Origin of the sequence: Terriglobus sp. TAA 43 (assembly GCF_000800015.1) — a bacterium.
Taxonomy (GTDB): Bacteria; Acidobacteriota; Terriglobia; order Terriglobales; family Acidobacteriaceae; genus Terriglobus.
In genome coordinates this window covers 1,316,121-1,339,408 of record NZ_JUGR01000001.1, presented here as the reverse complement: position 1 = coordinate 1,339,408, position 23,288 = coordinate 1,316,121, and the positions used below count along the sequence as shown (strand labels likewise).

Genomic DNA, 23,288 nt, shown 5'->3' with positions numbered 1-23,288 from the left:
GTGCTAGCCGAAAATAGTCTGAAACGCCTGTTCAAGGTCGGCAATCAGATCCTTCGGCGACTCAAGCCCGACGGAAAGACGAACCAGGCGATCTGTAATGCCAAGCCGATCGCGTTCCTCCAACGGCATATCGCAGTGCGACGCCGTGGCGGGATGCGTGACGAGGGTCTCGACACTACCAAGACTCTCGGCGCACGTGCATAGCTTCAGCGCCTCGATAAAGTGCAGCGTCTGCTCCGTCGTACCCTTCAGCTCAAACGACATCATGCCGCCAAAATCCTTCTGCTGCTTCGCCGCCAACGTATGCTGCGGGAACGATTCCAGGCCGGGATAGTTCACTTTTGCTACATGCGGATGCTTCTCCAGCCACGCCGCTACCTGCTTCGCGTGCGCGCAGTGTATGGCCAGCCGCGCGGGAAGCGTTTTGATGCCTTGCAGCGCCAGCCACGAATCAAACGGCGCCTGGATGCTGCCAATGATTTTCCGTACAAAGCGCAGCCGCTCGGTGATGGCTTCATTATGCGTGGCCAGCGACCCGCCCAGCGTCGCGTTGTGCCCATCGATGTACTTCGTCGTGGACAGCATCGAAATGTCCGCCCCCAGATCCAGGCAGTTCTGCAGTAGCGGTGTCAGAAATGTGTTGTCGACCGCGACGAGGATGTTTTCATGACGATGTGCCATGTCCGAAAGCTCTCGAACATCACTGAGCTTCAGCGTTGGATTCGCGGGCGTCTCCAGAAACAGAAGACGCGTTTCTGGTCGAATCGCTTTCTCTGTCGCTTCCACCGATGAGGTGTCCACAAAGTCATACGCCACACCAAAGTGGCCTAGCACCTGATGAAACAGGCGCGCGGTACCGCCATAGATCACGTCCGACAGCAACACATGGTCGCCGGCATTCAGGAGTCCAAAACACAGCGTCGTAATCGCTGACATGCCAGAGCGGAAGCAAAGCGCCGAAGCGGTGCCTTCCACAGCAGCAATCGCCTGTTCCAGCGCGTTTACGGTTGGGTTGGCGCCACGCGTGTAGCCATAGCCCTTCGTTACACCCACACTCTCGTGGATGTACGTCGCCGTCTGATGAATCGGAAACAGGATCGAGTTCGACTGCTTCTCGTAGCTACGATTCGAGTGGATGACGAGTGTGGATGGATCAAAGTCTGGTCGGTCTGACACGATGACGCTCTCCTTGAAGGAACGAGGGGCAGAGAGTCAGCGCGTACGCGGTTCGCCTGAGCCAGCCGTTTCATGCAAGATGCGGAAAGTGGTTAAGAAGATTCCGCTTTCTTTGTATTCAATCACATGGCGGTTATCCGCGAACGGCATGGAAGCGCAAACGAACATAGTCGCCCCACCACACGCCATCCGCATCGCACAACGCCGGACGCAACAGCGTAACGGCCTGATCAATCGCAGATTGCCTATCAGCTTCGGACAGTTTGCTCAGAATGCCATTGCGAAAGGTGTTCAGCCACTCATCCATACCACTCTTCAGCAGGGTAGGGCGGGGAATCAGTTCGATGCTTGTAACACGGAACCCGGCCTCTTCCAGAATGCCGCGCATCTCATCGCGCGATGGATAGCGCGATGCGGCATCCTTTTCTGCATCAATCCCAAAGTTGGCCATAACGGATTGCAAAGCCACGCGGATAGCCGCAATATTCCCCAGCCCACCCATCTCCGCCACAAAGCGTCCGCCGGGCTTGAGTGCACGATGAACACTCTGCGCCACGGCTGACAAGTCAGTTACCCAATGCAGCGCTGCGTTGGAGAATACGGCGTCAAACTCGCCCTGGAACGGCAGCGAACGCATATCTGCAGCAACGACATTCAGCCCCCGTTGTTTAGCAGATTCCAGCATGGATGCCGAAGCATCGCACCCGGTCACAACGGCTCCATACTCCGCAATCTGTTCGGTCAGCGCGCCGTCACCGCAGCCAAGATCCAGAATGTGTTCGCCCGACTGCGGAGCCAACAGTGCCACCACATCCTTAGCAAGGTCAGCCACGAAGCGGCCGTTGGCGGCATATTGGCTGGCATTCCACGTCTGTCCCGTTTGCGTTTGCTGAGTAGTCTGTGATGTGCTTTCCATGCATCTGATTGTTTGCCTGTATGCAGTTTCGCCGCAACAAACATAAGAAATTTGGAAGGACGTAGAAGCATGCTGGATACCGCGCTGCAATTTATCGAAGCAAATAAGGCCAACGCGTTGGACGAGTTGAAGCAGTTTCTGCGCATCCCATCCATCAGCACATTGCCGGAAAACGCAGGTGATGTTCGTCGCGCAGCAGAATTTCTTGCCGCGGAATTGAAGCGCATCGGCATGGAGAACGTGCGGCTGATTGAAACCGCAGGCCATCCCTTGGTCTACGCAGACTATCTTCACGCTGCAGGCAAACCCACCGTGCTTTGCTATGGCCATTATGATGTGCAGCCGCCCGATCCGCTTGATGAGTGGCTCTCGCCACCCTTTGAACCCGAGGTGCGGAATGGCAATATCTATGCACGCGGCGCAGTTGATGACAAAGGCCAACTCTGGATGCAGGTGAAGGCGCTCGAAGCTCTGTTGAAGAGTGGATCGTTGCCAGTCAATGTGCGCGTGCTGGCTGAGGGGGAAGAGGAAGTCGGTGGCGAAGGCATTGCTGAATACCTGCGCGCACACCCGGAAGAAGTGAAGTGTGACGTAGCTCTCGTATGCGATACGGAATTGTTCGCGCCCGATCTTCCCACGTTGTGTGTCGGCCTGCGCGGCATGATCTACACCGAGATTGAAGTACGCGGCGCAAAGACCGACCTGCATAGCGGCATGTACGGTGGCGCTGCGCCGAACCCGTTTGTGGCACTCTCTCAGATCATTGCAAAGTTGAAAGACGCTGACGGCCGCATCCTCATCCCCGGTATTTACGACAGCCTGCAAAAGCCAACCGACGCGGAACTCGCCGCATGGAAGTCATTGCCCTTTAACGAGGAGCACTATCGTGAAACCGAAGTAGGCAGCAGTGAACTTACGGGCGAGCCCGGCTACTCTGTGCTGGAACGCACTTGGGCACGCCCCACGCTGGATGTACATGGCATGCCCGGCGGTTTCACCGGAGCAGGTGCAAAGACCGTAATCCCCGCAAAAGCATTGGCGAAAGTATCGTTGCGTCTTGTGCCGGGGATGACCCCAGCCGATACCTTCCGCAAGCTTCAGGACTACGTGGCAACCATCGTCCCACGTGGCGTATCCGCAGAAGTCCGCATGATCCATTCCGGCGATCCTATCGTCGTTGGCACAGACAATCCCTTTATTCATGCAGCAACGGAAGCTATGCGTGAAGTCTTCGGCAAGGAAACGGTCTTTGTGCGCGGCGGCGGTTCCATCCCCGTTGTGGGCGACTTCGCGCGGCAGTTACACGTCCCCACGGTAATGATGGGTTTCGGTCTGCCGGATGACAATCTGCACGCGCCGAATGAAAAGTTCAACATCAGCAACTTCTACCGCGGTACAGAATCCATTGTGCGCTTCCTGGTGCACGCGGGCCAATGAAGCCAAACGCCAGCGGCTACGTGCTGGCCGGTGGCCAGAGTTCGCGCATGGGCCGCGACAAATCGTTGCTGCGCATCAACGGCTATACGCTGCTGCAGATGGCCCTGCTCAAACTGGAACAGGTATGCAGCGATGTCTCCATCCTTTGTGGCAGTGAGCCTCACGGCGAACAGCTCGCCCCATATGGTCGTGTTGTCGTCGATCGCATTGCAGCCAGCGGCCCCCTCAGTGGTCTTGACACGGCGCTGCACGATGCGCGTGAAGAGTGGCTGCTGGTTGTGCCTGTTGACGTGCCTCTTCTGCCTTCATCCGCAATGCAGGAACTACTGAATCGGGCAACGGACAACGGCAAGCCGAACGTTGCCTGTTTCCATTCGCCTGGCAAGCTCCAGCCGCTTCCCGTGGTGCTGCACCGTTCCACACGTGAAGTTGTTGCGCAGGCACTGCATTCGGGCCGACGTACACTATTGCCGGTGCTTCGCGATGCCGCCGATGCAGTCTGTCCGCTGGGTATGTGCGTTCTTCCCGCGGAAAAGCTAACGGATGAACTCACGGCGTCCATCTGGTTCACAAATGTAAATATGCCGGACGATTTCGAGGCTGCGAAGGAGCTGCTGCGCACGGAGAACACTTTTCCGCAACGCGCATCTGAATAAAGAAATGGCAGACGGCATACAGGAAAATGGCTCGCAGAAAGAGCCTGCGGAACACGTGGAGCAGTTGCAGCCTAACCATGAAGGCATGCATGCAATCGCAGAGAACACCAGCGAAGAGGAACTGAATAAGCCATTGGTGGAGGCGGTCTCGGAGGATGTTGCCGAGGAAGTCGGCGAATTCTTCGAACAGGCAGCAGAGCAGAACGAAACCAACATCGACGAGAGCAACAAGCCTTACATCGCCTTCCAGCACGTCTACAAATCCTTTGGCGGTTTCAAGGTTCTGGAGGATGTCAGCTTTTTCGTGCGTCCCGGCGAAACCCTCTGCATTCTCGGTCGCTCTGGCGTGGGTAAATCCGTTTCATTGCAAATGTTGATGGGCTTTTTAAAGCCCGACAAGGGAATGATCCGCGTCGCGGGTGAAAACATCTGCAGCTTCACCGAACGAGAAATGCTTGCCGTGCGCCGCAAGGTCACGATGGTCTTTCAAAACGGCGCGCTCTTTGATTCCTTTTCGGTGGGTGAAAACGTAGCCTTCCCACTTCGCGAAAAGAACGAACTCGACGAAGAGCAGATCCGCCAGATTGTGAAGGGTTTGCTCGAGATGGTCGGCGTCGCCGGTATGGACGACCTGCTGCCCAGCGACCTTTCTACCGGCATGAAGCGTTCCGTCGCCATTGCGCGCGCCCTCGCATCGCAACCGGAAGCCATCCTCTACGACGAGCCTACGACCATGGTCGATCCGTTGATCGGGCACCTGCTCGGCGACCTCATCGAACGCCTCAAGCGACAGCTTCACCTCACCAGCATTGTCGTCACGCATGACATGCGCTTCGCGAAGAAACTGGCAGACCGCTTATTGTTTCTGCACGAGGGAACAGCGCGTTTCTTCGGCACGCTGGAAGAGCTGGAACACAGCGACGACCCGGTACTGAAAGAATTCATGGCCTTGGACGAACTCGTATTGCCGCAGTAAGTCGCTATCGCGAAGCGCATTTCACCTGCGATAATTCCGGCATATTTAAAGATTCGCAGGGGACGTCTCCAATGCTCGCAACACGCCGTCTTGCTATGGCGACGCTGGCCGTACTGGTCAGTGCTTCCGCCGCTTCGCTTCATGCCCAGGAACCGCTCGGTACGCGGCCCACGGACAAGAACATGATTCCGCCTACGTTCACGCCGCCCAGGCATGATCCGCCCATGCAGCAGCCGCCTCTGCCGCTGGACTATGAAAAGCGCGTCGTCATGATCCCCATGCGCGACGGCACCAAGCTCTACACTGTCATCGTGATCCCCAAGGGCGTGAAGAACGCGCCCATGCTGATGACGCGTACCTGCTACAACGCCGCAGCCCGCGCCCACGCCGCGCGCACCCCGGAACCGGCTGCGCCGGCCGCAGGACGTCGTCCTGGCGCAGGTGGTCCCGCCGGCCCCGGAGCCGTGAAGCCGCCCGCCTCGCACATGGTTGACGAATTGAACCTAAGCGATGAGGTCTTCGTGCGTGACGGCTACATTCGCATCTATCAGGACGTCCGCGGCAAGTATGGCTCGGAAGGCGTCTATCTCATGACGCCGCCGCCCGTTGGTCCATGGAACCCCACCGGCGCAGACGACACCACAGACGCCTATGACACCATCGACTGGCTCGTGAAAAACGTGCCGGAATCGAACGGTCGTGTCGGCATGATCGGCTCGTCCTATGAAGGATTCACCGTCGTCATGGCGCTGCTGCATCCGCATCCTGCGCTGAAGGCAGCCATCCCGGAAAGCCCCATGGTCGACGGCTGGATGGGCGATGACTGGTTCCAGTACGGCGCTTTCCGCCAGCGCATGTTGGACTACTTCATCTCGCAGACCTCTGCGCGAGGAGCCGGTGCACGCGCCACGCACGAGGGCAGCGACGACTACGAGAACTTCCGCAAGCTCGGTTCCGCTGGCGACTTCGCGCGTTGGCAGGGACAGGAACAGTTGCCCTTCTGGAAGATGGTCGAAAACCACCCCGCATACGATGCCTACTGGCAGTCGCAGGCGCTGGACAAGCTCATCGCCAAGGCTGACCTGACTGTTCCCACCATGTGGTTGCAGGGTCTCTGGGATCAGGAAGACATGTACGGCGCGAACCACTCTTACGCCGCATGGGAGCCCAAAGACAAGACCAACACCATGAACATCCTTGCGATGGGCCCCTGGTTCCACTCGCAGATCAACCGAGAAGGCAAGCAGACCGGCCCGCTCATGTGGGACGGCGACACCACCGCCTGGTTCCGCGACAACGTGCAGTTGCCGTTCTTCAACACCTACCTGCGCGAAAACGGTCCCAAGGCTGATATCAAGCCGGTGTACATCTACAACACAGGCGAGAATCGTTGGGACACGCCCACCAAGTGGCCGCTCTCCTGCGAATCCGGTTGCGACTGGAAACCCAAGCCCCTTTACCTCGGCGCCAACGGCAAGCTCAGCTTTGATGCGCCCACCGGCGCAGGCAAGGCCGACGAGTACGTCTCTGATCCCGCAAACCCCGTCCCATTCCTTCCGCGCCCCATTGAAAACAGTGGATGGCAGACGTGGCTGATGCACGATCAGCGCTTCATCGACGGTCGCCCGGACGTCCTGGTCTATACCAGCGACGTGCTGAAGGAACCCCTCCGCGTCAGTGGCGTTCCCAAGGTCAACCTCGTCGCCAGCACCAGCGGCACCGACAGCGACTGGGTCGTGAAGCTGATCGATGTCTTCCCGGATGGCCACACCAGCGAGATGAACGGCTATGAGCTGCCCATCTCCATGGACATCTTCCGCGGACGCTATCGCAACAGCTTTGAAAAGCCGGAGCCGCTTAAGTCCGGCGAAGCGCTCACCTTCAAGTGGGACATGCCCAACGTGAACCACGTCTTCCAGCCGGGCCATCGCATCATGGTTCAGATCCAGAGCTCGCTATTCCCGCTCTACGATCGCAACCCGCAGAAGTATGTGCCCAACATCTTCAACGCGAAGCCCTCGGATTACGAGAAGGCAACGCAGAAAGTGTTCCACGAAGCAGGGAAGGCCACCTTCATCAGCCTCCCGGTCGTTCCGGTGGACCTGAAGAACTAGACATCACCCATACCAAAGCAACCAACTCAGAGAGGCCGCCTTTTTGCAAGGCGGCCTCTCTGTTTGCATATCGGTAACCGCACCGGCTGACTAAATATGTGCAAAATAAGGCTGTTAATCGAACATGCGAAATAATTTCAGAAAATGTTTGACAGCGATTGCTTGATGGATTTATTTTGGTGTTGAACACACCGAGGGACGCCTCGATTAACAGTTAACGCAAGCCGATCGAAATAAGGAGATCACCCAATGCGCTCTGTCCTCGCCGCCGCTCTTCTCGCTATCGTTCCCGCCGCAGCTCCTGCACAGGCTCTGCACTCCGGCATCTCTCACCTGGTTGCTTCCGTTGACGCTCCGGCCTTTGGATTCCAGGCAAGCGCAATCAACGCTGCCAAGCCGCGCATCTTCAGCGGTATCGTTGCTCCCATCCGTCTGACGGAAGTGAAGCTCGCTGGTTCGTTGAACACGCCGCACGTTTCTGACGTCACCGTTCAGTACACCGTGAATGAAGCTGGTGTTCCCGAGAACGTAAAGGTTGTTACGCCGATCGATGCTCTGACCGCTGCTAAGGTGTCTGACGCTGTTAGCAAGGTTCGTTATAAGGCAGGCACGCTCGACGGTCAGCCGGTTGCTGTTCCGGTCACCCTGCACGTAGCACTCCGCTAAGACACTCCCTCAGGGCAGGCCTCAAAACCTGCTGTGCGACGAAGGCCATCCAAGCTTGGGTGGCCTTTGTCGCATTTGTATGCCAAACCCAGTCGCGCCAGTCACATTCGGTCTGCGGCGGGATATAGTGGCATTCATCATGCCCGGATTGTCCCCCCGCATTCTTGTCCGTCGAGCCACGGTCGCGATGTTTCTCAGTGCTGCGTACGCAACGTCCCTTAACGCACAGGCACTACCGTCTTCCTCTGGCGAACTTGATGCGCCGCGGGTGCAGATTTATACGGGCTACTCCTACTGGCATCCCATCGACGCCAGCATCAACAACGTCCCATTTCCCGATGTGAAGTTTGGCGCGATAGGCAGTGCAACCTACTTTCTGCGCCCGTGGCTAGGCGTGACGGCGCAATTCGGTTCGCATGTGGACGACGCCCACGGCCCCGAAGGCAACATGGATCTGGGACTCCAGTTCCAGACCTCCGCGCATCGCTTCACACCCTTCGTCCACGTGCTCGGCGGTTCTACGTTCCTTGGCGGTCCTGCGAATAACGGTCGCAAATACGGGTGGAACGCCACCGCAGGTGTTGGCCTTGACTGGGTACCCACGTACCACCACGACTGGCTCGCTGTACGACTCTTTCAGGGCGACTACGAATACAACCACGTAGACTTCGGTCCATCTTCCGCCGATGGTCTCTCCGGCGGCATCGCCAAGAACAACACACTCAATGCCAGCACAGGGTTGGTCTTCCGTTTCGGCGGTCATCACCGCCTGGATATGCAACCGCAGATGAGTTGCTCCGCCAACCGCGTCGACGGCATCGCGGGGGACCGTGTCACCGTCAACTCGCAGATTCTCGGCTTCGATGTTCTAAAGCCCATGCAGTACACATGGCACACCACCGGCGGCATGATCCTTGGCGGTGGTTCTGACAACGCCATCATCGATACCGCTGGTCTTCCTGCAGGCGACTATCGCGTGACCGGCCTCGTCACGCAGGGCAGACGCGCCGCGCAGTGCAGCGCTGCCTTCTCCGCCCGCCAGCCGCAGCCGCCCACGGTAAGCTGCATCGCATCGCCCACCAGTGTGGCTCCGGGAGGCAACGCTACCGTGACGGCAACCGGCATCAGCCCGGACAACCGCCCGCTTGTGTACGCCTTCAACTCCACCAGCGGCCGCCTCAACGTGAACGGCAACACGGCCACTATCACCGCGCCGGTCTCACGTGACGTCAACACCGTCACGAGTAGCAACACGACCATCACCGTCACCTGCAACGCGCGCGACGACCACGGCCAAATGGCTTCCGCTGCCGTCACCATTCCGGTCACGCTACGCGAAACCTATACAACCGATCCCAACCTTGCGCCGCTGCCGTTGCAAAGCGACATGTGTTCTGTCTCCTTCGAGCGCGATCGGCGTCGTCCCGCGCGCGTCGACAACGAAGGCAAGGCATGCCTCGACGGTGTGGCGCTCTCGCTGCAGCGTCAGCAGGACGCGACACTCGTCATCCTCGGCGATCACACATCACGTGAAAGCGTGGCGATGGCTGCAGAGCGTGCGGTGAACGTGAAGCTCTATCTCACACGAGAGAAGGGAATCGACGCCTCGCGCATCAAGGTCCGCGTGAAGGATGGGGGCATCGCGCAGGTACAGAACGTTTACCTGTCCGTCGGTTCCACGTTCAACGAAGAAGGCCGCGCGATCAACGAACGCGCCGTCGTACACCACAGCGAGTCGTATGGCCGCACCGGAGCACCAGCGACAACACATCCGCGACGCCGCACCACAACGCGCAAGCCAAAGGCAGCAACGCAGAACACAGACACGTCTGTGGCGCCAGCGTCCTCCGATCAGACCTTTCAACCGCCAGCCGGTCAGGTAGCGCAACCCAATGATCCTTCATCATGAACTCGTGGGAGAGCGCGATGCGCCATGCATCGTGCTCTCCACGTCGCTCGGCGCACGCCTGCAGATGTGGCAGCCGCAAATGCAGGCGCTCACACAACACTTCCGCGTCCTGCGTTATGACATGCGGGGACACGGCGCCAGCCCATCACCAGCCGGGCCATACCCCATCGCCGTTCTCGGCAACGACGTGTTGCAACTCCTTGATCGCCACAACATCCGCAGTGCACACTTCTGCGGCATTTCCCTGGGCGGCGTCATCGGTCAGTGGCTCGGTATCCACGCGCCAAATCGGGTTGAAAAGCTGATCCTCTGCAACACTGCCGCAAAAGTTGGCACAGAAGAAGGCTGGCAAAAGCGCATCGCCGAAGTCCGCGCCAACGGTATGGCCTCCATCGCAGATACGGTTATCTCCCGCTGGTTCACCGCGCCCTTTGCCACATCACATCCCGAAGTCATAGCTTCCATCGACGAAGGCATGCTTGCCTGCAACCCGGAAGGCTACATTGCTTGCTGCGAAGCTCTCCGCACGTGTGATCTACGCGGTGAAATTGCCAACATCACCGCACCTTCTCTGATCATTGCTGGCGAACACGACGCAGTTTGCACCATCGCAGACGCGCAGTTCCTTCACAGCCAGATTCCCAATACTCAGCAGCAAACGCTATCCGCCGCGCACCTCTCCAACGTAGAGGCCGCGGAGCAGTTCAACCAATCCCTGCTTAGCTTTCTCCGATAACTGGTAGCCATTACCAAGTTCTGCGATGCACGTATGCTGGAGGACATGCAGTTGCGTGTCTTGTTTTTCGGCGTGCTTCGCGATCACTTTGGCCCGGAGGAAGTGCTGGAGCAATTCCCAGGCGCGAATGTCGGCGACCTGGTGCGCTACTATCGCGTGCTGTCGCCGGAGCTGGGACCGTTGTGGGAGAAGATTGCGGTTGCCGTGAATCAGCAATATGCAACGGCATCGCAGGAGTTATCCAAGCACGATGAGGTGGCGCTGTTGCCGCCAGTGAGTGGTGGCGCGCCTTCGCGGGTTGAGCTGACACATGACGTGATTGATGTGAAGTCGATTACGGACGCGCTGAAGGCCGATGAGGATGGCGCTGTGACTGTTTTCGACGGCATCGTGCGAAACAACACGCGGGGGCGGCAGACGCTGTTTCTGGAGTATTCCGCTTACGATGCGATGGCGCTGGCGCAGATGCAGCAGCTTGCCGCTGAGGCGATTGCGAAGTTTGGTGTGCGCGATGTCGCCGTGGTGCATCGGCTCGGCCGTCTTGAAGTGGGTGAGACCAGCATCCTGATTGCCGTGGCTTCCGCGCATCGTGGCGCTGCGTTTGATGCTTGCCGATGGCTGATTGACACCATCAAGAAGCAGGTGCCCATCTGGAAGAAGGAGCACTTTGTCGATGGTGCGGTGTGGGTGGATGGTGAGCCGTTTCCGGAAACGATTGTTCCCACTGTGTAACTGCTCACGGCCGAAAGATCGTCAAAGTCCAATGAAGTAGGGTGTATGGTTGCCCTTGGAGTTCTCCCTCTCGTGAAGCGTCTTCGTTGCCTGCTGCCTGCGTTGCTTCTCATCGGTTTGCCCTTATTTGCGCAAGACGCGCCGGTAATCCGTGTGGAGACGCGGCTGGTGAATGTGCCTGTAAATGTGGCCGATGTGCGCGGCGCGCCTGTTTCTGGGCTGACGCAGGACGACTTCACAGTGAAAGAAGACGGGCGCACGCAAAAGATTGCCATCTTTGAGCGCGAGGCGAGTACGCCGCTGTCCATTGTTATGGCGGTGGATACGTCTGGTTCTGTCATCTCGCAGTTTCGTACGGAACGCGATGCGGCAAAGAAGTTTGCGCAGCAATTGCTTCGTCCGGAAGACGAAATGGATCTGATTTCGTTCGCGTATGACTCGACGGAAGTAGTGTCGTACACGAATGACTGGCGACGCATTGACGATGGCTTGAAGCGACTCAACAAGGGCGAAGATACGGCGCTTTACGACGCGATCTACGTTGCGAGTGAGCGGCTGACCGAGGCGAAGCCGGATGCCACGCGCAGGCGTGTTCTGGTGCTCATTACGGATGGCGGTGATAACTCCATTCGCAAAGAGATTGGCTATCAGAAGGCCGTTGCAGAGGCGCAGCGTGCCGGTGCGGCGATCTATCCGATCATCATCATGCCGATTCTGTCGGATGCAGGACGTAATGTTGCCGGGGAGCATGCGCTGATCCAGATGGCCGAGGATACAGGCGGGAAATACTTCTACGTGACGGAGAAGGAAGACCTGAAGACGGCCTTCGCGCATCTGTCGGACGATCTGCGAAATCAATACCTGATCGGCTATTACTCGCCGAAGCGGGGAAACGATTCCAGCCTTCGCAGAATCAGTGTGACGCTAAACGATCCAACCGCTGCACAGACGCTAAGCGTGCGCAGCAAGACCGGCTACTACGCAGACGCTCGCTGACGCGTAGACTGGTGGCGATGCCAGAACTTGATGCCAGCCAGTTTCCGTTTGCCGTTCCCGCTGCCGCCATTGCCCGTGAAGCAGGAGCATTGCTGAAGAGCTATTACGAACGCGGTGTGACAGCCGAGTTCAAGGGCGATGTGGACATCGTCACAGAGGCGGACCGCGCCAGTGAAAAGCTGATTGGCGAGCGTCTCAAAGCGGCGTTTCCGCAGCACGGCGTGTTTGGCGAAGAGGGAACGCGACAGCAACTGGACAGCGAGTATCGCTGGTACATTGACCCGCTGGATGGCACCACGAATTTCGCGCATGGATTTCCGTACTTCTGCGTGTCCATGGGGCTTGAACATCGGCCTGCCGGAACGCCTTCGGATGCGGATGGAGTGATCGTCGCCGGTGTGATCTACGAGCCGCTGCGCGACGAGTTGTTTATTGCCGAGAAGGGCAAGGGCGCGTACCTGAATGGCCGCAGGATTCATGTTGCGCCGACGGCGATGCTGCAGGAGTCTCTGATTGCAACGGGCTTTCCTTCGCGTAAGCGGCATGAGAGCCCGAACATTCACTTCTACCAGGAGTTCACACTGCGGTCGCATGGCGTGCGGCGAGCAGGCGCTGCGGCGGTCGACCTCGCCTATGTGGCGTGCGGTCGCCTGGAAGGCTTCTGGGAGTTCAACCTGAATCCGTGGGATACGGCGGCGGGTTCGCTGCTCGTGACCGAGGCGGGCGGCGAGATTACGCGGTTTGATGGATCGCAATTCCGGCTGGATTCACACGAGGTGTTGGCCACGAACGGCAAGATTGCGAAGGAGATGCGTACGCTATTTGCGGACATGTTCGCGGGGCGTAATGTGTCGCCAATTCCCACGCCAGAAGAGTTTAAGAAGCGTCGGGACGAGGCTGCCGCGGCGGAACGATAGCTCGGTTGGATATCCGTCCGCAAAAGTCCGATTTCCACAACTGTTATTATCTTTTCGAAGCCCAATAACCTGTTTGAGGGAACAGCCGCGGGCCACATTTTAGTTGTTTGGAAAGGATTCACCCACCATGGCATACGTCATCGCAGAACCCTGTATCGGAACGAAGGACACGGCCTGCGCCGATGCCTGCCCGGTAGATTGCATTCACCCCAAGAAGGGCGAGGATGGCTACGACGGCAACGAACAGCTCTTCATCGATCCGGTGGAGTGCATCGATTGCGGCGCATGCGTCCCGGTCTGCCCGGTGAGCGCGATTTACGCAGCGGACGATCTGCCCGACAAGTGGGTAGACTTCGCACAGAAGGCTGCTGACCACTACGGTCGCTAAGCTTTCATTGCAAATGGTTTCAGGACGCGCAGCTTCGGCTGCGCGTTCTTGCGTTTGCGGCACAATGAGATGAGTGCCTACCGCACATCAATCCGAGGCGATCGTTCTTCGCACGTGGCCGTTTGCCGAGGCGGACCTGATGGTTGCGTTCTTCACGCGCGAGCAAGGCGTGGTGCGCGGCGTGGCGCGGCATGCCATGAAGTCTCGCCGACGATTTGGTGGGGCGCTTGAGCCCATGACGCAGGTACAGGCAGCGTGGGTGGAGCGTCCCAAGCAGGACGTGGTGCGGCTGGAGCGGCTTGAGATTGTGTGGTCACCCTTGAGAGAGCCGGTGGATTACACGCGCGCCGCAGGGCTGGCGTTTCTGGCAGAGATTCTGGAAGGCGCATTGCCGGATCATGCGCCCGAAGATGATGTGTTTCGCCTGGCGGTGACTGTTGCGCCCATGTTGCGACGAGGCACAACGGCAGTTTCAGCAACGTACTTTGCGCTTTGGATCACGCGTTTGCTGGGATGGATGCCGGACCTTGGGCGCTGTGCGTTGAGCGGTGAGTCCCTGCGGAAGCGTGCAGTGTATTACTCGCCGCTGCGGGACGGTGTGTTCAGCGAAGAGAAACGCCCGCAGGGTTCTGTGATGTTGCCTACGGAAGCCATTGCAGCGGCAGCGCGGATCTTTCGCGAACCATTGCCGCAGTTGATCGAAGAAGGAGAGATGTCACGCGCCGCGTTGCAGCAGTTGCGGCGGTTCGCCGTGAGCACGCTGGAGCGGCATCTGGAGGAGCGGCTGAAGAGCGCCCGGGTTCTGGCTACGTTGTAGCCGGAAGATTGCTGGCGTGTCTGGCCTCGGCTAATGCTCTGCGGCTTCCTGTTCGGTCAAGATGCGTGATCTGACTTGTAACTGATGGCAGTTTCGATACTCACTATGAAATGACCATGTGGTTTGGTTGAATGTGCCCTCGCCACCGATGACCTTGAGATTGATGACAGAGGGAAGCCAGAAACTTGTCCGATCAAAGGAAACAGGAGAATAGTCGATCGTGATTGTGCGTTTTCCTCGGTAGGGAGTCACGTATTCGTTGCCCGGCCGGATGACATGGTGGGACGTGTTGATTTCCAAATGCGTTATTTCAGACGTTGCAGGATCAATCAGCGCAAGCCCATCACTTTTCTCGTTGAGGAGGCAGCTCGAGGGATGGCTCGGCATAGGGAGACTGCTGAATCGAATCACATATGGCTCGGTTGGGTGCCGCTTATCGACTCGTTTCATGCGGTACTCAAAGCAATGTGACTGATCCAGCGAGACAACAGCGAATGATCCTTCGAATGCACCATCAAACTGCACGGGAAAGTCGGCTCTATGGTCCGCAGGATCTTTCCCGTTGACCCTGATCACGTCACGCGACTCCACCAGAGAAGATGTGCCATCGCCGTTTGCGGTCCGCTTCAAACGAAAGACTGATTCAATTGCGGCGTCTTGTCTAGGGAAAGCAGGCTCAAGTTTGGAATTTACTGTTTCATCGCAAAAGAGACTGGGCAGACTTTTGTCATAACGCCTTAGGTTCGCTTCCAGCCTTTGTAAGACATCGTCAAGAGTCGGTGGTGTCCCTTGGGCCACGCCCCGGCGGGCTAAGAGCGCAAGAGGGAGGATGAGAAAAGCGCTTGCGAAACATGCCTTGAGAACGCTATGCAAACGATCCTCCCCATTCCCGCATCTTGCGTCACGTTTCTACATGTCTCTGACGAAACGAACAAAATTAGGTATGCATTGAGGCGGTCTTTGAGGTTTCCAGGATGCGATTTGAAGAGCGCCCGGGGGCTGGCGACGTCACAGGCGCTGTTTCTAAAATTTGAGCCGGTTCCGTACGGGTCAGGGGTTTGCGCATACACTGGCACTGAATGATCTCCCCCGCGCAATGTTTTCGAGCAATTGTGACGAGAACGCGGGGTGTCGTGCATCTTCTGACCGCTGTATGTTCACTTGCTGCGTTGCTGTTGTTGGCAGGAATATCGGCTAAAGCGCAGGATTTGGAACCGCGAGCCTATTCAGCATCGCCGGTCGGCCTTTCCTTTGTCGGAGTGGCGTTTGGAAGGTCAAACGGGGGCGTCGCTTTTGACCCCAGTCTTCCGATTCAGGATGCAAGAGCGACCCTGTATTCGCCCGCGCTCGGCCTGGGGCATACCTTCGGTCTTTTGGGCAGGCAGGCACTCTTTACCGCGGCTCTGCCGTATGCATGGGGTAACGCGTCAGGTGTGGTGGGCAATGGTCTGCAGAGTGTCAGCCGCTCCGGTCTGGCGGATGTGAGGGGACGCTTTTCCATCAACATCAAAGGGAGTCCGGCGTTGAGTCCGCGAGAGTTTGTGCAGCGCGGGAGCCATGGTGTCATCGTCGGTACAAGTCTGGCCTTCGTTGCGCCATCCGGCCAATATGGCAACACGAAGCTGATCAATATCGGGAGCAACCGCTGGGCGTTCAAACCTGAGCTGGGTGTCTCTGTGCCCGTAAAGAAGTTCGACCTGGATCTGTACGCAGGTGCCTGGTTCTTCACTGCGAACGACAATTTTTATACCGGGCACTCGATTCGTACCCAGACTCCTCTTACGAGCCTTCAGGCACACATCAGCTATACCGTTCGCCGCGGACTCTGGCTTGCCGTGGATTCAACCTGGTATGGGGGCGGTCAAGTAACCGTGAACAATGGCCCACCGCAGGCGCGTCAGAACAACTCCCGGCTCGGTGTGACTGCATCGTTGCCCTTGTCAAAGGGAAATTCCTTGAAGATTGCCTACAGCAATGGCGTGAGCGGAACGATTGGTTCGAATTTCAGCACCGTCAGTGCCGGCTGGCAGTATGCGTGGTTCGGGCCTCATCTGGGCCGCTAGCGCTCTGACCTTGGATTATGAGCGTAGGTCGCACAACCGCATGAGGCGATCTGTTTCGCGATACGCTTCTTCCACCCAGGCAACAATGTTTGCGGGATCAGGAGAGTACTCCAGCTCAATGGATACCGCACCATCGATGGCCTGCTCCTTGATTGCCTGCAGGTAAGGGTGAAACTTCACCACGCCGCGTCCCGGGGGCAGATCTCCGTGCACCATGCCATTGCAATCACTGATGTGAACGTGAACCGCTTTCCCGTGCAATTGCGAAAGTGAGTCGGGTCCGCAGTCCGAAAGAACGAGATGGCTGATGTCGATGTTGGCGCGAACGTGCGGATGATTGCATTCGGTAAGAAACCGCACCATCTCGCTCACGTTGTTAAGCAGACTTAAGCGGAAAGGCTCGAGCTCCAGAGCGATATCTAATCCTTTCGCGCCAGCGTCGTCACCCAATATGCGGCACGTCTCAATTGCCCATCGCCATTGGTCTTCTGGTGGAATTACCTCACGCTGCCAGATGTACTCTCCGAGGACCAGAACGATATTTCTCGCCTGGAAGTCAGAGGCAAGCTGCAGAAACTTTTTACAGCGTTCCACATGGAAATCGCGCACAGGATCGTTGAAGTCAATCAAGCCTGTTGCGACGACTGGCAGCGAGACAATCGGAAGGTCGCGGCGCTGACATGTATCGGCAATCAGACGCCTCTCTTCCGGTGTTATGGTCATTGCCTCTGTGAAGATGTCGACGCAGTCGAAGCCGATGCGCGCAATGTGCTCCAGGCCCGTGGCTGTATCCATGCCCACCTGATTGAATGCGCTGTTAATGATCCCTAGCTTCATGCTGACTGACCTCGTGCAATTTCATTCCGCGATGAACGGCAATACTGCACTCCGTCAAAAACTCAACGGAGTGCGGTATTGCGATAAGGGCTACGACTTTGGCTGGGCCGGACCACCTGCCGCAATCCATGTGTCTACGCGCTTCTCCAGAATGTCGAGCGGTAGCGCGCCGGAGTCGAGGACTTCGTCATGGAAGTTGCGGATGTCGAACTTCGCGCCCAGCTTCTGCTTGGCACGTTCGCGCAATTCAAGAATCTTCAACTGACCGCTCTTGTAGGCGAGCGCCTGTGCCGGCCATGCGATGTAACGGTCGACTTCAGCCTGCACCGATGGCTCATCCACCGCTGAATGCTCGTGGAAGTAGTCAACCATCTGCTGACGCGTCCAGTTCTTGCTGTGTACGCCTGTGTCCACAACGAGGCGTATGGCGCGCCAGATGTCAGCCTGCAGACGACCATAGTCGCTCAGCGGATCCTGATAGAAGCCTGCGTCCTTGCCCAGGTGTTCGGCGTACAGACCCCAGCCCTCCACGTATGCGGTGTAGCCGCCTTCCTTACGGAATTCAGGGATACCGGTCAGCTCCTGCGAGATGGAGATCTGCAGGTGATGGCCGGGGACACCTTCGTGATACGCGATGGCTTCCGTGGTGAAGAAGGTACGGTTGGCAAAGTTGTAGGTGTTGGCGTTGAAGACGCCGGGACGCTTGCCGTCGGGCGTGCCCTGCTCATAGTCGGCGGGGGCGGAGTTAGCGGCACGGAAGTCCGGCGTGGCCCTTACTTCAAGCGGAGCCTTCGGCAGACGACCGAAGAGTTCCGGAAGCTTCGCCTGCATGGCGGCAAGCGGCTTCTTGTAGGCATCGAGTAGCTGCTCGGCAGAAGTGGGATGCTGCTTCGGATCATTCTTCAGGTGGTCGTTGAAGCTCTTCAGATCGTTGAAGCCGTACTTCTTCGCAATCGCGAGCATTTCGGTTTCATCGCGTTTCACCTCATCCAGGCCAAGCTGGTGAATCTGATCGGCGGTGCGGGTGGTGGTCGTAAGCGTACGAATCTGGAATTCGTAATAGGCCTTGCCATCCGGCAGAGCCGATGCGCCCAGCGTGGTGCGGCACTTGGGGATGTACTGTGCCTTCAGGTAGCGGCCGAAGCGGTCGTAGCTGGGCAACACCTTCTGCGTGATGGCATCCATCGCGTCCTTGCGGATGCGCTTCTGATCCGCCGGTGAAATGGAGGCGGGCATCTTGGCCAGCGGGCCGGCGAAGGGACTCTCTTCCGGCTTGGCAGTGGCGATCTTCTGGATCTGCGCCTGCGCCTTCTCCATCAGCATCTGCGGTACGGTACGGCTGTCCTGCACACCCGCGTCCATGGACTGCTGCACCTGCATGAAGACGGCGGGGATGGCGTTCAGACGGGCGATGTAGTCGTCGTAGTCCTTCACGGTGGTGAAGGGCATCATGTTGATGACTTGCAGGAAGGAGAGGTGGGGGCCGCCGAACTGGTTTACCGGCGTCTCCCAGGGCTTGAAGCGAGCGCCTTCCTGGTCATCGATGAACTGCTTCATCAGCAACGTGGAGGAGAGCTGTTCTTGCTCTGGAAGGCCTGTGGTATCGATGGCACCGAGTTGTGCGATGAGTTCCGCTTCGTGCTGCAGGCTGGCATTGAAGACGGTGGCGCTGTAGTCACTCCAGCGATCGTTGTAGCGGGTGTCGCCGACAGAGGTGGCTGTTTCCGGCGACTGTTTCAGCGTCCATTGCCAGTAGTCATCAAATAGCCGGTTCAACGCGCGGGAGCGCTCGGCCACACTGGTGGCGGCGGCGCGCGGAGCCTGTGCGATGGACTGCACCGGCAGGGTTACAGAAAGGGCTGCGACTGCGAGGGGAAGAAGAAAGCGCATGAGCCGCAGTGTAGCGGATTCTGCGCTGACACTGCGGCCCTGATTGTCCTCAGGTGGACACCATTACGGAGAATGAGTCCAACATGCGGTAAAGCGTTGAGCGGCTGATGCCGAGCACCTCGGCCGCTCGCAGCTTGTTTCCGTCGCAGCGGTGCAGTACGGCAAGCACGTGTCCGCGTACGACCTGGTCGAGCCGCCAGGAGCGCAAATCGATGCGGTCCGGAACGGCGGATGTGGGCACGGGGTGAAACATCGGCGGGCTCACACTTGCCTTATCGTCAGCAGACGTACAAAAGTGAGGCAAAAGAAAACAGGAAGGCCGAAGCCTTCCCGTTTTCGAACTTCTTTATACTGCGGAACTTACGCGGTTGCCTTGGCGCAATGCACATCGAATGCACGTGCCAGCTCCTGCGCGATGGCAGGTGCGTTGGCCGATTCAATGGCGGAACGCTGCATCAGGTACACCAGCTGGCCGTCGCGCAGGATGGCGATGGCGGGTGAGGTCGGCGGGTGACCACCGAAGTAGCCGCGTGCTTTGTCTGTGGCGTCGCGGTCCTGTCCCGCGAACACGGTGATGCTGTGATCCGGGGTGGTGGCGTGCTGCATGGCCATGCGTACGCCCGGGCGCATTTTGCCCGCGGCACATCCGCAGATGCTGTTGACCACAACCATGGTGGTTCCGGGCTGTGCCAGCGCCTGATCGACTTCCGCGCTGGTGCGCGCTTCCTGAATACCGGCGCGGGTCAGTTCCTCGCGCATCGGGATCACCATAATCTCTGGGTACATGTGTGTTTCCTCCGGGCCAAGGCGGGGTGAAGGTCCGCGGCCGTGTCTGTATTGATTCTAACTGGATGCGCCGGGGCGCTGCAGGATTCGCGGACTGGTAGCCTCAAAGGGATGCCGATGCAGATTGATATTCAGAAGGAAATTCCACTTGCGCCGCTGACGACGCTGGGAGTTGGAGGGCCGGCGGCACGGTTCTATCGCTGCCAGAACGAGTGGGAGGTACTGATTCTGAGCGAGTTTGCTCGCAAGGAAGCCCTTCCGCTGTTTGTGCTGGGTGGTGGAAGCAATCTGCTGGTTTCCGATGAAGGATTTCCGGGTCTGGTGCTACAGATGGCCATCACTGGTGTGGAGCGCGAGGGCGACGTGCTGCGCGTGGGCGCTGGCGTCGTTTGGGATGATTTCGTGCAGCACACCGTCGACGCGGGTTTGCAGGGCATTGAGTGCCTGGCGGGCATCCCCGGAACGGTTGGCGGAACGCCGGTACAGAACGTGGGCGCATACGGTCAAGAAGTCAGCGAGACGATTGTGTCGGTTCGCTGCTTCGATAGCGTCGCGGGGAAGTATGTCGATCTGAGTAACGACGCTTGTGGATTTGCGTATCGGACCAGCCGCTTCAATACAACGGAGCGTGGTCGCTACATTGTGACGCGAGTGGATTTTCGACTGCGCGAAGGTGGCGCCCCGTGTTTGAAGTACGCCGATCTTCGCAAGCATTTTGAGGGGAAGCCTCAGCCTTTGCTGGCAGAAGTTGCAGATGCGGTGCGTGTGATTCGCCGCGGTAAAGGCATGGTGGTGGATGCCGGTGATCCGAACTCACGTTCGGCGGGGTCGTTCTTTCGCAATCCGATTGTGGCCAAGGAAATTCTCCTGAAGGTTTCAGAGGCTGCGGGCGTTGGTGTGGATGCTGTGCCGCACTGGCCTGCCGGTGAGGGGCTCATCAAGCTGCCTGCCGCGTGGTTGCTGGAGCAGGCAGGCTTTGTGCGTGGGTATGCGATGGGGCGTGCGGGTATTTCGTCGCGGCACACACTGGCCGTGATCAATCGCGGAGAAGCAACGGCTGCGGACATCATCGCGCTGCGTGAGCAGATCGTCGCGACGGTGCGGTTGAAGTTTGGAATTGAACTGGAGCAGGAACCGGTCAGCGTTGGCTGAGGTTTGCAAGCATTTCTTTCTTCTCTTCTGAGAGCACTTCGTTCGGCGAGCCCCGCGCAATGATGTGGCCTGCTTCGACGCGGATGACTTCATTGGCTTCCAGAGCTTCAGGAAGGTCATGTGTCACGGCGAGTACGGCGATGTTGCGTGCCGCGCAGTGCGTTCGAACCTGCTGCACAAGAGCGTCGCGTTGTGTGCGGTGCATGCCCGTGAAGACTTCATCCAGAAGTAGAAGATGCGGTGTGGAAGCAAGCGCGCGTGCGATGGCGACTCGCTGACGTTCGCCTCCGGAGAGAGTTGCGGGTTTTGCATCCGCGAGAGCTTTGAGACCAAACAGGTCGAACATTTGAGCGATGGATTCGGCTTGGTTGCTTTCGCTTCCGAAAGCGATGTTCTGGCGCACGGTCATGTGCGGGAATAGTGCCGGTTGTTGCGCTACGAGTGCGATCTGTCGCTTGTATGCAGGCGTCGCTGTGATGTTGTTTGCATCAAGCAGAACGCGGCTTTCTTGTGGCTGCCATAGCCCTGCGATGAGGCGGAGAAGCGATGATTTGCCGGAACCGGATGGCCCGAAGAGAACAGTCCACGGCTGCGTTGTTGTGAACTCAGCATCGATGTGGAGAGAACCGATGGGTGCGTAGCATTGCACTTGAAGCTGCGGAGTATTAGGCACGTTCCTGCCTCCGGAATAGCGGCAATGCATACAGCAGCAGTAGAGCGAGTGTTGAGAACCCGAGAAGCGTGAGTGCGAGTGTGTTGGCGGCGTGGAAGTCGCCGTTTTCTACCAGGTTGTAAAGCGCGATGGAGAGGGTGCGCGTGCGACCGGGGATGCTGCCACCCAGCATCAGCACGACACCGAACTCGCCAACGGTATGTGTAAATGTGAGGATGGTAGACGTCAGCAGCGAGCTCTTTGCAAGCGGCACAGCAATCCGCGTGAAGGTTCGTTGTGGTGAGGCGCCGAGCGTTGCGGCGGCTTCAAGATATGCGGGATCGACGGCGCGTAGACCTGCAACGATGGGCTGCACTGCGAAGGGAAGGCTATACAGGATGGAACCCACGACAAGACCACTGAAAGAGAAGGCAAGTGTGTGGCCGAGGATGCTGGTGATTACGCGTCCTACAGCTGTAGTCGGGCCGAGACCGACGAGGAGATAAAAGCCAAGCACCGTTGGTGGAAGGATCAGTGGCAACGCAACGACAGCCTCCGCGAGATAGCGCAGACGGGTTTGAGCAAAAGCAATCCAACCTGCCAGCGGGATAGCGATAAGCAGTAGCACCGCCGTTGTTACGGCTGCCAGTTCCAGCGTCAGGAGCAGGTCGGCGGTGTCCACGCGTTTGAGTGTACCGTTCTCATGGAACCAGAAGGTTCGGCGCTGCGTATGAGTTGTGTATGACACGGTTGATGGTGGTTGCGCTCTTTCTTTTCGGCACCTGTGCTTCAGCTCAGGAGAGCTTCGATGTGGCCACCATCCGGCCCAGCAACCAGAGTGTGAAGTTTGAGCGCGATGGCGAGACGGAAATCTCGCATGGCACGCTGCACATGCATGACGTGACTCTCATCACCTGCATCAAGTACGCTTACCACGTGCAGCGCGCGCAGATTGTCGAGATGGATGGCATGGACAAGCAGCACTACGACATCACGGCGAAGACCGATGCGTCTGCAAACGATGACCGGATGCGGCAGTTGATGCAGGGGCTATTGGCGGAGCGGTTTGGATTGAAGTTTCATCCGGGAACGAAGGAAACTTCGGCTTACGTGGTGACGGTTGCTCCGCAGGGATTGAAGAAGATGAAGCCTGCCGTGCAGGATGGCGATGCGTGGCATCAGAATTCTGCAATGGGCATGGTGGCGAAGGATTGGACGATGCAGGAATTGGTGGCCTATGTCTCCGATCCGCTGGGCGCGCCGATGGTGGACGAAACGCATCTACCCGGAAAGTACGATTTCAGCTTTGACTTTCATCCGTATGTGGATCAGGCGGCGGAGATTCACGCCGATCCGCAGGCAGTGCTGCGCATGACCTTTGAGGGAGAATTGGGATTGAAGATGACGCGACGGCACGTCACCATTCAGACGATGGTCATTGACCACGTGGCGGCACCGACAGAGAACTGACG

Annotated in this window: 24 protein-coding genes; 15 read left to right on the top strand and 9 right to left on the bottom strand. The window is 58.2% G+C overall.

All coding sequences use genetic code 11. From position 1 onward, the window contains the following. Positions 1-3 precede the first annotated feature (3 nt). Positions 4-1,176: a PLP-dependent aspartate aminotransferase family protein gene (locus M504_RS05580; protein WP_047488886.1), complete on the bottom strand. Its 1,173-nt coding sequence runs from the start codon at positions 1,174-1,176 to the stop codon at positions 4-6. A 133-nt stretch (positions 1,177-1,309) separates the two neighbouring features. Then, positions 1,310-2,092 carry a trans-aconitate 2-methyltransferase gene (locus tag M504_RS05575; RefSeq protein ID WP_047488884.1) on the bottom strand — a complete coding sequence of 261 codons (783 nt, stop codon included), beginning with the start codon at positions 2,090-2,092 and terminating at the stop codon, positions 1,310-1,312. A gap of 69 nt (positions 2,093-2,161) precedes the next feature. On the opposite strand from M504_RS05575, the gene M504_RS05570 reads away from it, so the two are divergent. The 12 genes from M504_RS05570 (at position 2,162) to recO (ending at position 14,436) form a co-directional block, all read left to right on the top strand. Further along, positions 2,162-3,529: a dipeptidase gene (locus tag M504_RS05570; protein ID WP_047488882.1), complete on the top strand. Its 1,368-nt coding sequence runs from the start codon at positions 2,162-2,164 to the stop codon at positions 3,527-3,529. Continuing rightward, entirely contained in the window at positions 3,526-4,185 is a 660-nt protein-coding gene (locus tag M504_RS21105) for a molybdenum cofactor guanylyltransferase (protein WP_052200444.1), read from the top strand. The genes M504_RS05570 and M504_RS21105 overlap by 4 nt, the downstream gene beginning before the upstream one ends. A 4-nt stretch (positions 4,186-4,189) precedes the next feature. Continuing rightward, positions 4,190-5,161 (top strand): ABC transporter ATP-binding protein, encoded by a 972-nt coding sequence (locus tag M504_RS05560; RefSeq protein ID WP_369792892.1) that lies wholly within the window; start codon positions 4,190-4,192, stop codon positions 5,159-5,161. 71 nt (positions 5,162-5,232) lie between these two features. Then, entirely contained in the window at positions 5,233-7,275 is a 2,043-nt protein-coding gene (locus tag M504_RS05555) for a CocE/NonD family hydrolase (RefSeq protein ID WP_047488880.1), read from the top strand. A gap of 249 nt (positions 7,276-7,524) precedes the next feature. Then, complete coding sequence (locus M504_RS05550; protein WP_047488879.1) at positions 7,525-7,941, top strand: energy transducer TonB; 417 nt, start codon at positions 7,525-7,527, stop codon at positions 7,939-7,941. Positions 7,942-8,080: 139 nt separating this feature from the next. Continuing rightward, positions 8,081-9,850: a hypothetical protein gene (locus tag M504_RS05545; RefSeq protein WP_156993570.1), complete on the top strand. Its 1,770-nt coding sequence runs from the start codon at positions 8,081-8,083 to the stop codon at positions 9,848-9,850. Then, positions 9,834-10,586 (top strand): 3-oxoadipate enol-lactonase, encoded by a 753-nt coding sequence (gene pcaD / locus M504_RS05540; RefSeq protein ID WP_047488878.1) that lies wholly within the window; start codon positions 9,834-9,836, stop codon positions 10,584-10,586. The genes M504_RS05545 and pcaD overlap by 17 nt, the downstream gene beginning before the upstream one ends. Before the next feature lie 45 nt (positions 10,587-10,631). After that, positions 10,632-11,318 (top strand): molybdenum cofactor biosynthesis protein MoaE, encoded by a 687-nt coding sequence (locus M504_RS05535; RefSeq protein ID WP_047493632.1) that lies wholly within the window; start codon positions 10,632-10,634, stop codon positions 11,316-11,318. A 72-nt stretch (positions 11,319-11,390) separates the two neighbouring features. Further along, positions 11,391-12,314, top strand: a complete 924-nt coding sequence (locus M504_RS05530; protein ID WP_232296169.1) for a VWA domain-containing protein — start codon at positions 11,391-11,393, stop codon at positions 12,312-12,314. Between the two features lie 17 nt (positions 12,315-12,331). Continuing rightward, the gene (locus tag M504_RS05525; protein ID WP_047488876.1) at positions 12,332-13,231 is read left to right on the top strand and encodes an inositol monophosphatase family protein; all 900 of its coding nucleotides are present in this window, start codon (positions 12,332-12,334) and stop codon (positions 13,229-13,231) included. A 127-nt stretch (positions 13,232-13,358) separates the two neighbouring features. Continuing rightward, positions 13,359-13,619 (top strand): ferredoxin family protein, encoded by a 261-nt coding sequence (locus M504_RS05520; RefSeq protein WP_047488873.1) that lies wholly within the window; start codon positions 13,359-13,361, stop codon positions 13,617-13,619. A gap of 73 nt (positions 13,620-13,692) precedes the next feature. Next, a complete protein-coding gene (gene recO, locus M504_RS05515) occupies positions 13,693-14,436 on the top strand; it encodes a DNA repair protein RecO (protein WP_047488870.1) in 744 nt (247 codons plus the stop codon). A gap of 30 nt (positions 14,437-14,466) precedes the next feature. Here the strand turns inward: recO and M504_RS05510 are convergent, their stop codons facing one another. Continuing rightward, positions 14,467-15,309: a hypothetical protein gene (locus tag M504_RS05510; RefSeq protein ID WP_156993568.1), complete on the bottom strand. Its 843-nt coding sequence runs from the start codon at positions 15,307-15,309 to the stop codon at positions 14,467-14,469. A gap of 260 nt (positions 15,310-15,569) precedes the next feature. Here M504_RS05510 and M504_RS05505 point away from each other — a divergent pair, with 260 nt between their 5' ends. Further along, positions 15,570-16,499, top strand: coding sequence for a transporter (locus M504_RS05505; RefSeq protein WP_052200442.1), 930 nt, complete (start codon positions 15,570-15,572; stop codon positions 16,497-16,499). Between the two features lie 15 nt (positions 16,500-16,514). Here M504_RS05505 and M504_RS05500 read toward each other — a convergent pair whose 3' ends face one another. The 4 genes from M504_RS05500 to M504_RS05485 all read right to left on the bottom strand — a co-directional run bounded on the left by M504_RS05500 (position 16,515) and on the right by M504_RS05485 (position 20,012). Beyond that, positions 16,515-17,336, bottom strand: a complete 822-nt coding sequence (locus M504_RS05500) for a sugar phosphate isomerase/epimerase (RefSeq protein ID WP_047488864.1) — start codon at positions 17,334-17,336, stop codon at positions 16,515-16,517. A gap of 90 nt (positions 17,337-17,426) precedes the next feature. Then, positions 17,427-19,226, bottom strand: coding sequence for a DUF885 family protein (locus tag M504_RS05495; protein ID WP_047488862.1), 1,800 nt, complete (start codon positions 19,224-19,226; stop codon positions 17,427-17,429). 49 nt (positions 19,227-19,275) lie between these two features. Next, positions 19,276-19,479, bottom strand: coding sequence for a helix-turn-helix domain-containing protein (locus tag M504_RS22700; RefSeq protein WP_047488859.1), 204 nt, complete (start codon positions 19,477-19,479; stop codon positions 19,276-19,278). 107 nt (positions 19,480-19,586) lie between these two features. After that, positions 19,587-20,012, bottom strand: a complete 426-nt coding sequence (locus tag M504_RS05485; RefSeq protein WP_047488856.1) for a BrxA/BrxB family bacilliredoxin — start codon at positions 20,010-20,012, stop codon at positions 19,587-19,589. A 42-nt stretch (positions 20,013-20,054) separates the two neighbouring features. Here M504_RS05485 and M504_RS05480 point away from each other — a divergent pair, with 42 nt between their 5' ends. Beyond that, entirely contained in the window at positions 20,055-21,164 is a 1,110-nt protein-coding gene (locus M504_RS05480) for a UDP-N-acetylmuramate dehydrogenase (RefSeq protein ID WP_369792891.1), read from the top strand. On the opposite strand, the gene M504_RS05475 is transcribed toward M504_RS05480, so the two are convergent. Together M504_RS05475 and modB are read right to left on the bottom strand one after the other, a co-directional pair. After that, the gene (locus tag M504_RS05475; protein WP_052200440.1) at positions 21,151-21,837 is read right to left on the bottom strand and encodes an ABC transporter ATP-binding protein; all 687 of its coding nucleotides are present in this window, start codon (positions 21,835-21,837) and stop codon (positions 21,151-21,153) included. The two genes, M504_RS05480 and M504_RS05475, sit on opposite strands and share 14 nt — an antisense overlap. Then, positions 21,830-22,564, bottom strand: a complete 735-nt coding sequence (modB, locus tag M504_RS05470) for a molybdate ABC transporter permease subunit (protein WP_369792890.1) — start codon at positions 22,562-22,564, stop codon at positions 21,830-21,832. The genes M504_RS05475 and modB overlap by 8 nt, the downstream gene beginning before the upstream one ends. Here modB and M504_RS05465 point away from each other — a divergent pair. Continuing rightward, positions 22,558-23,286: a TIGR03435 family protein gene (locus M504_RS05465; protein ID WP_084214121.1), complete on the top strand. Its 729-nt coding sequence runs from the start codon at positions 22,558-22,560 to the stop codon at positions 23,284-23,286. The two genes, modB and M504_RS05465, sit on opposite strands and share 7 nt — an antisense overlap. Positions 23,287-23,288: the final 2 nt, after the last annotated feature.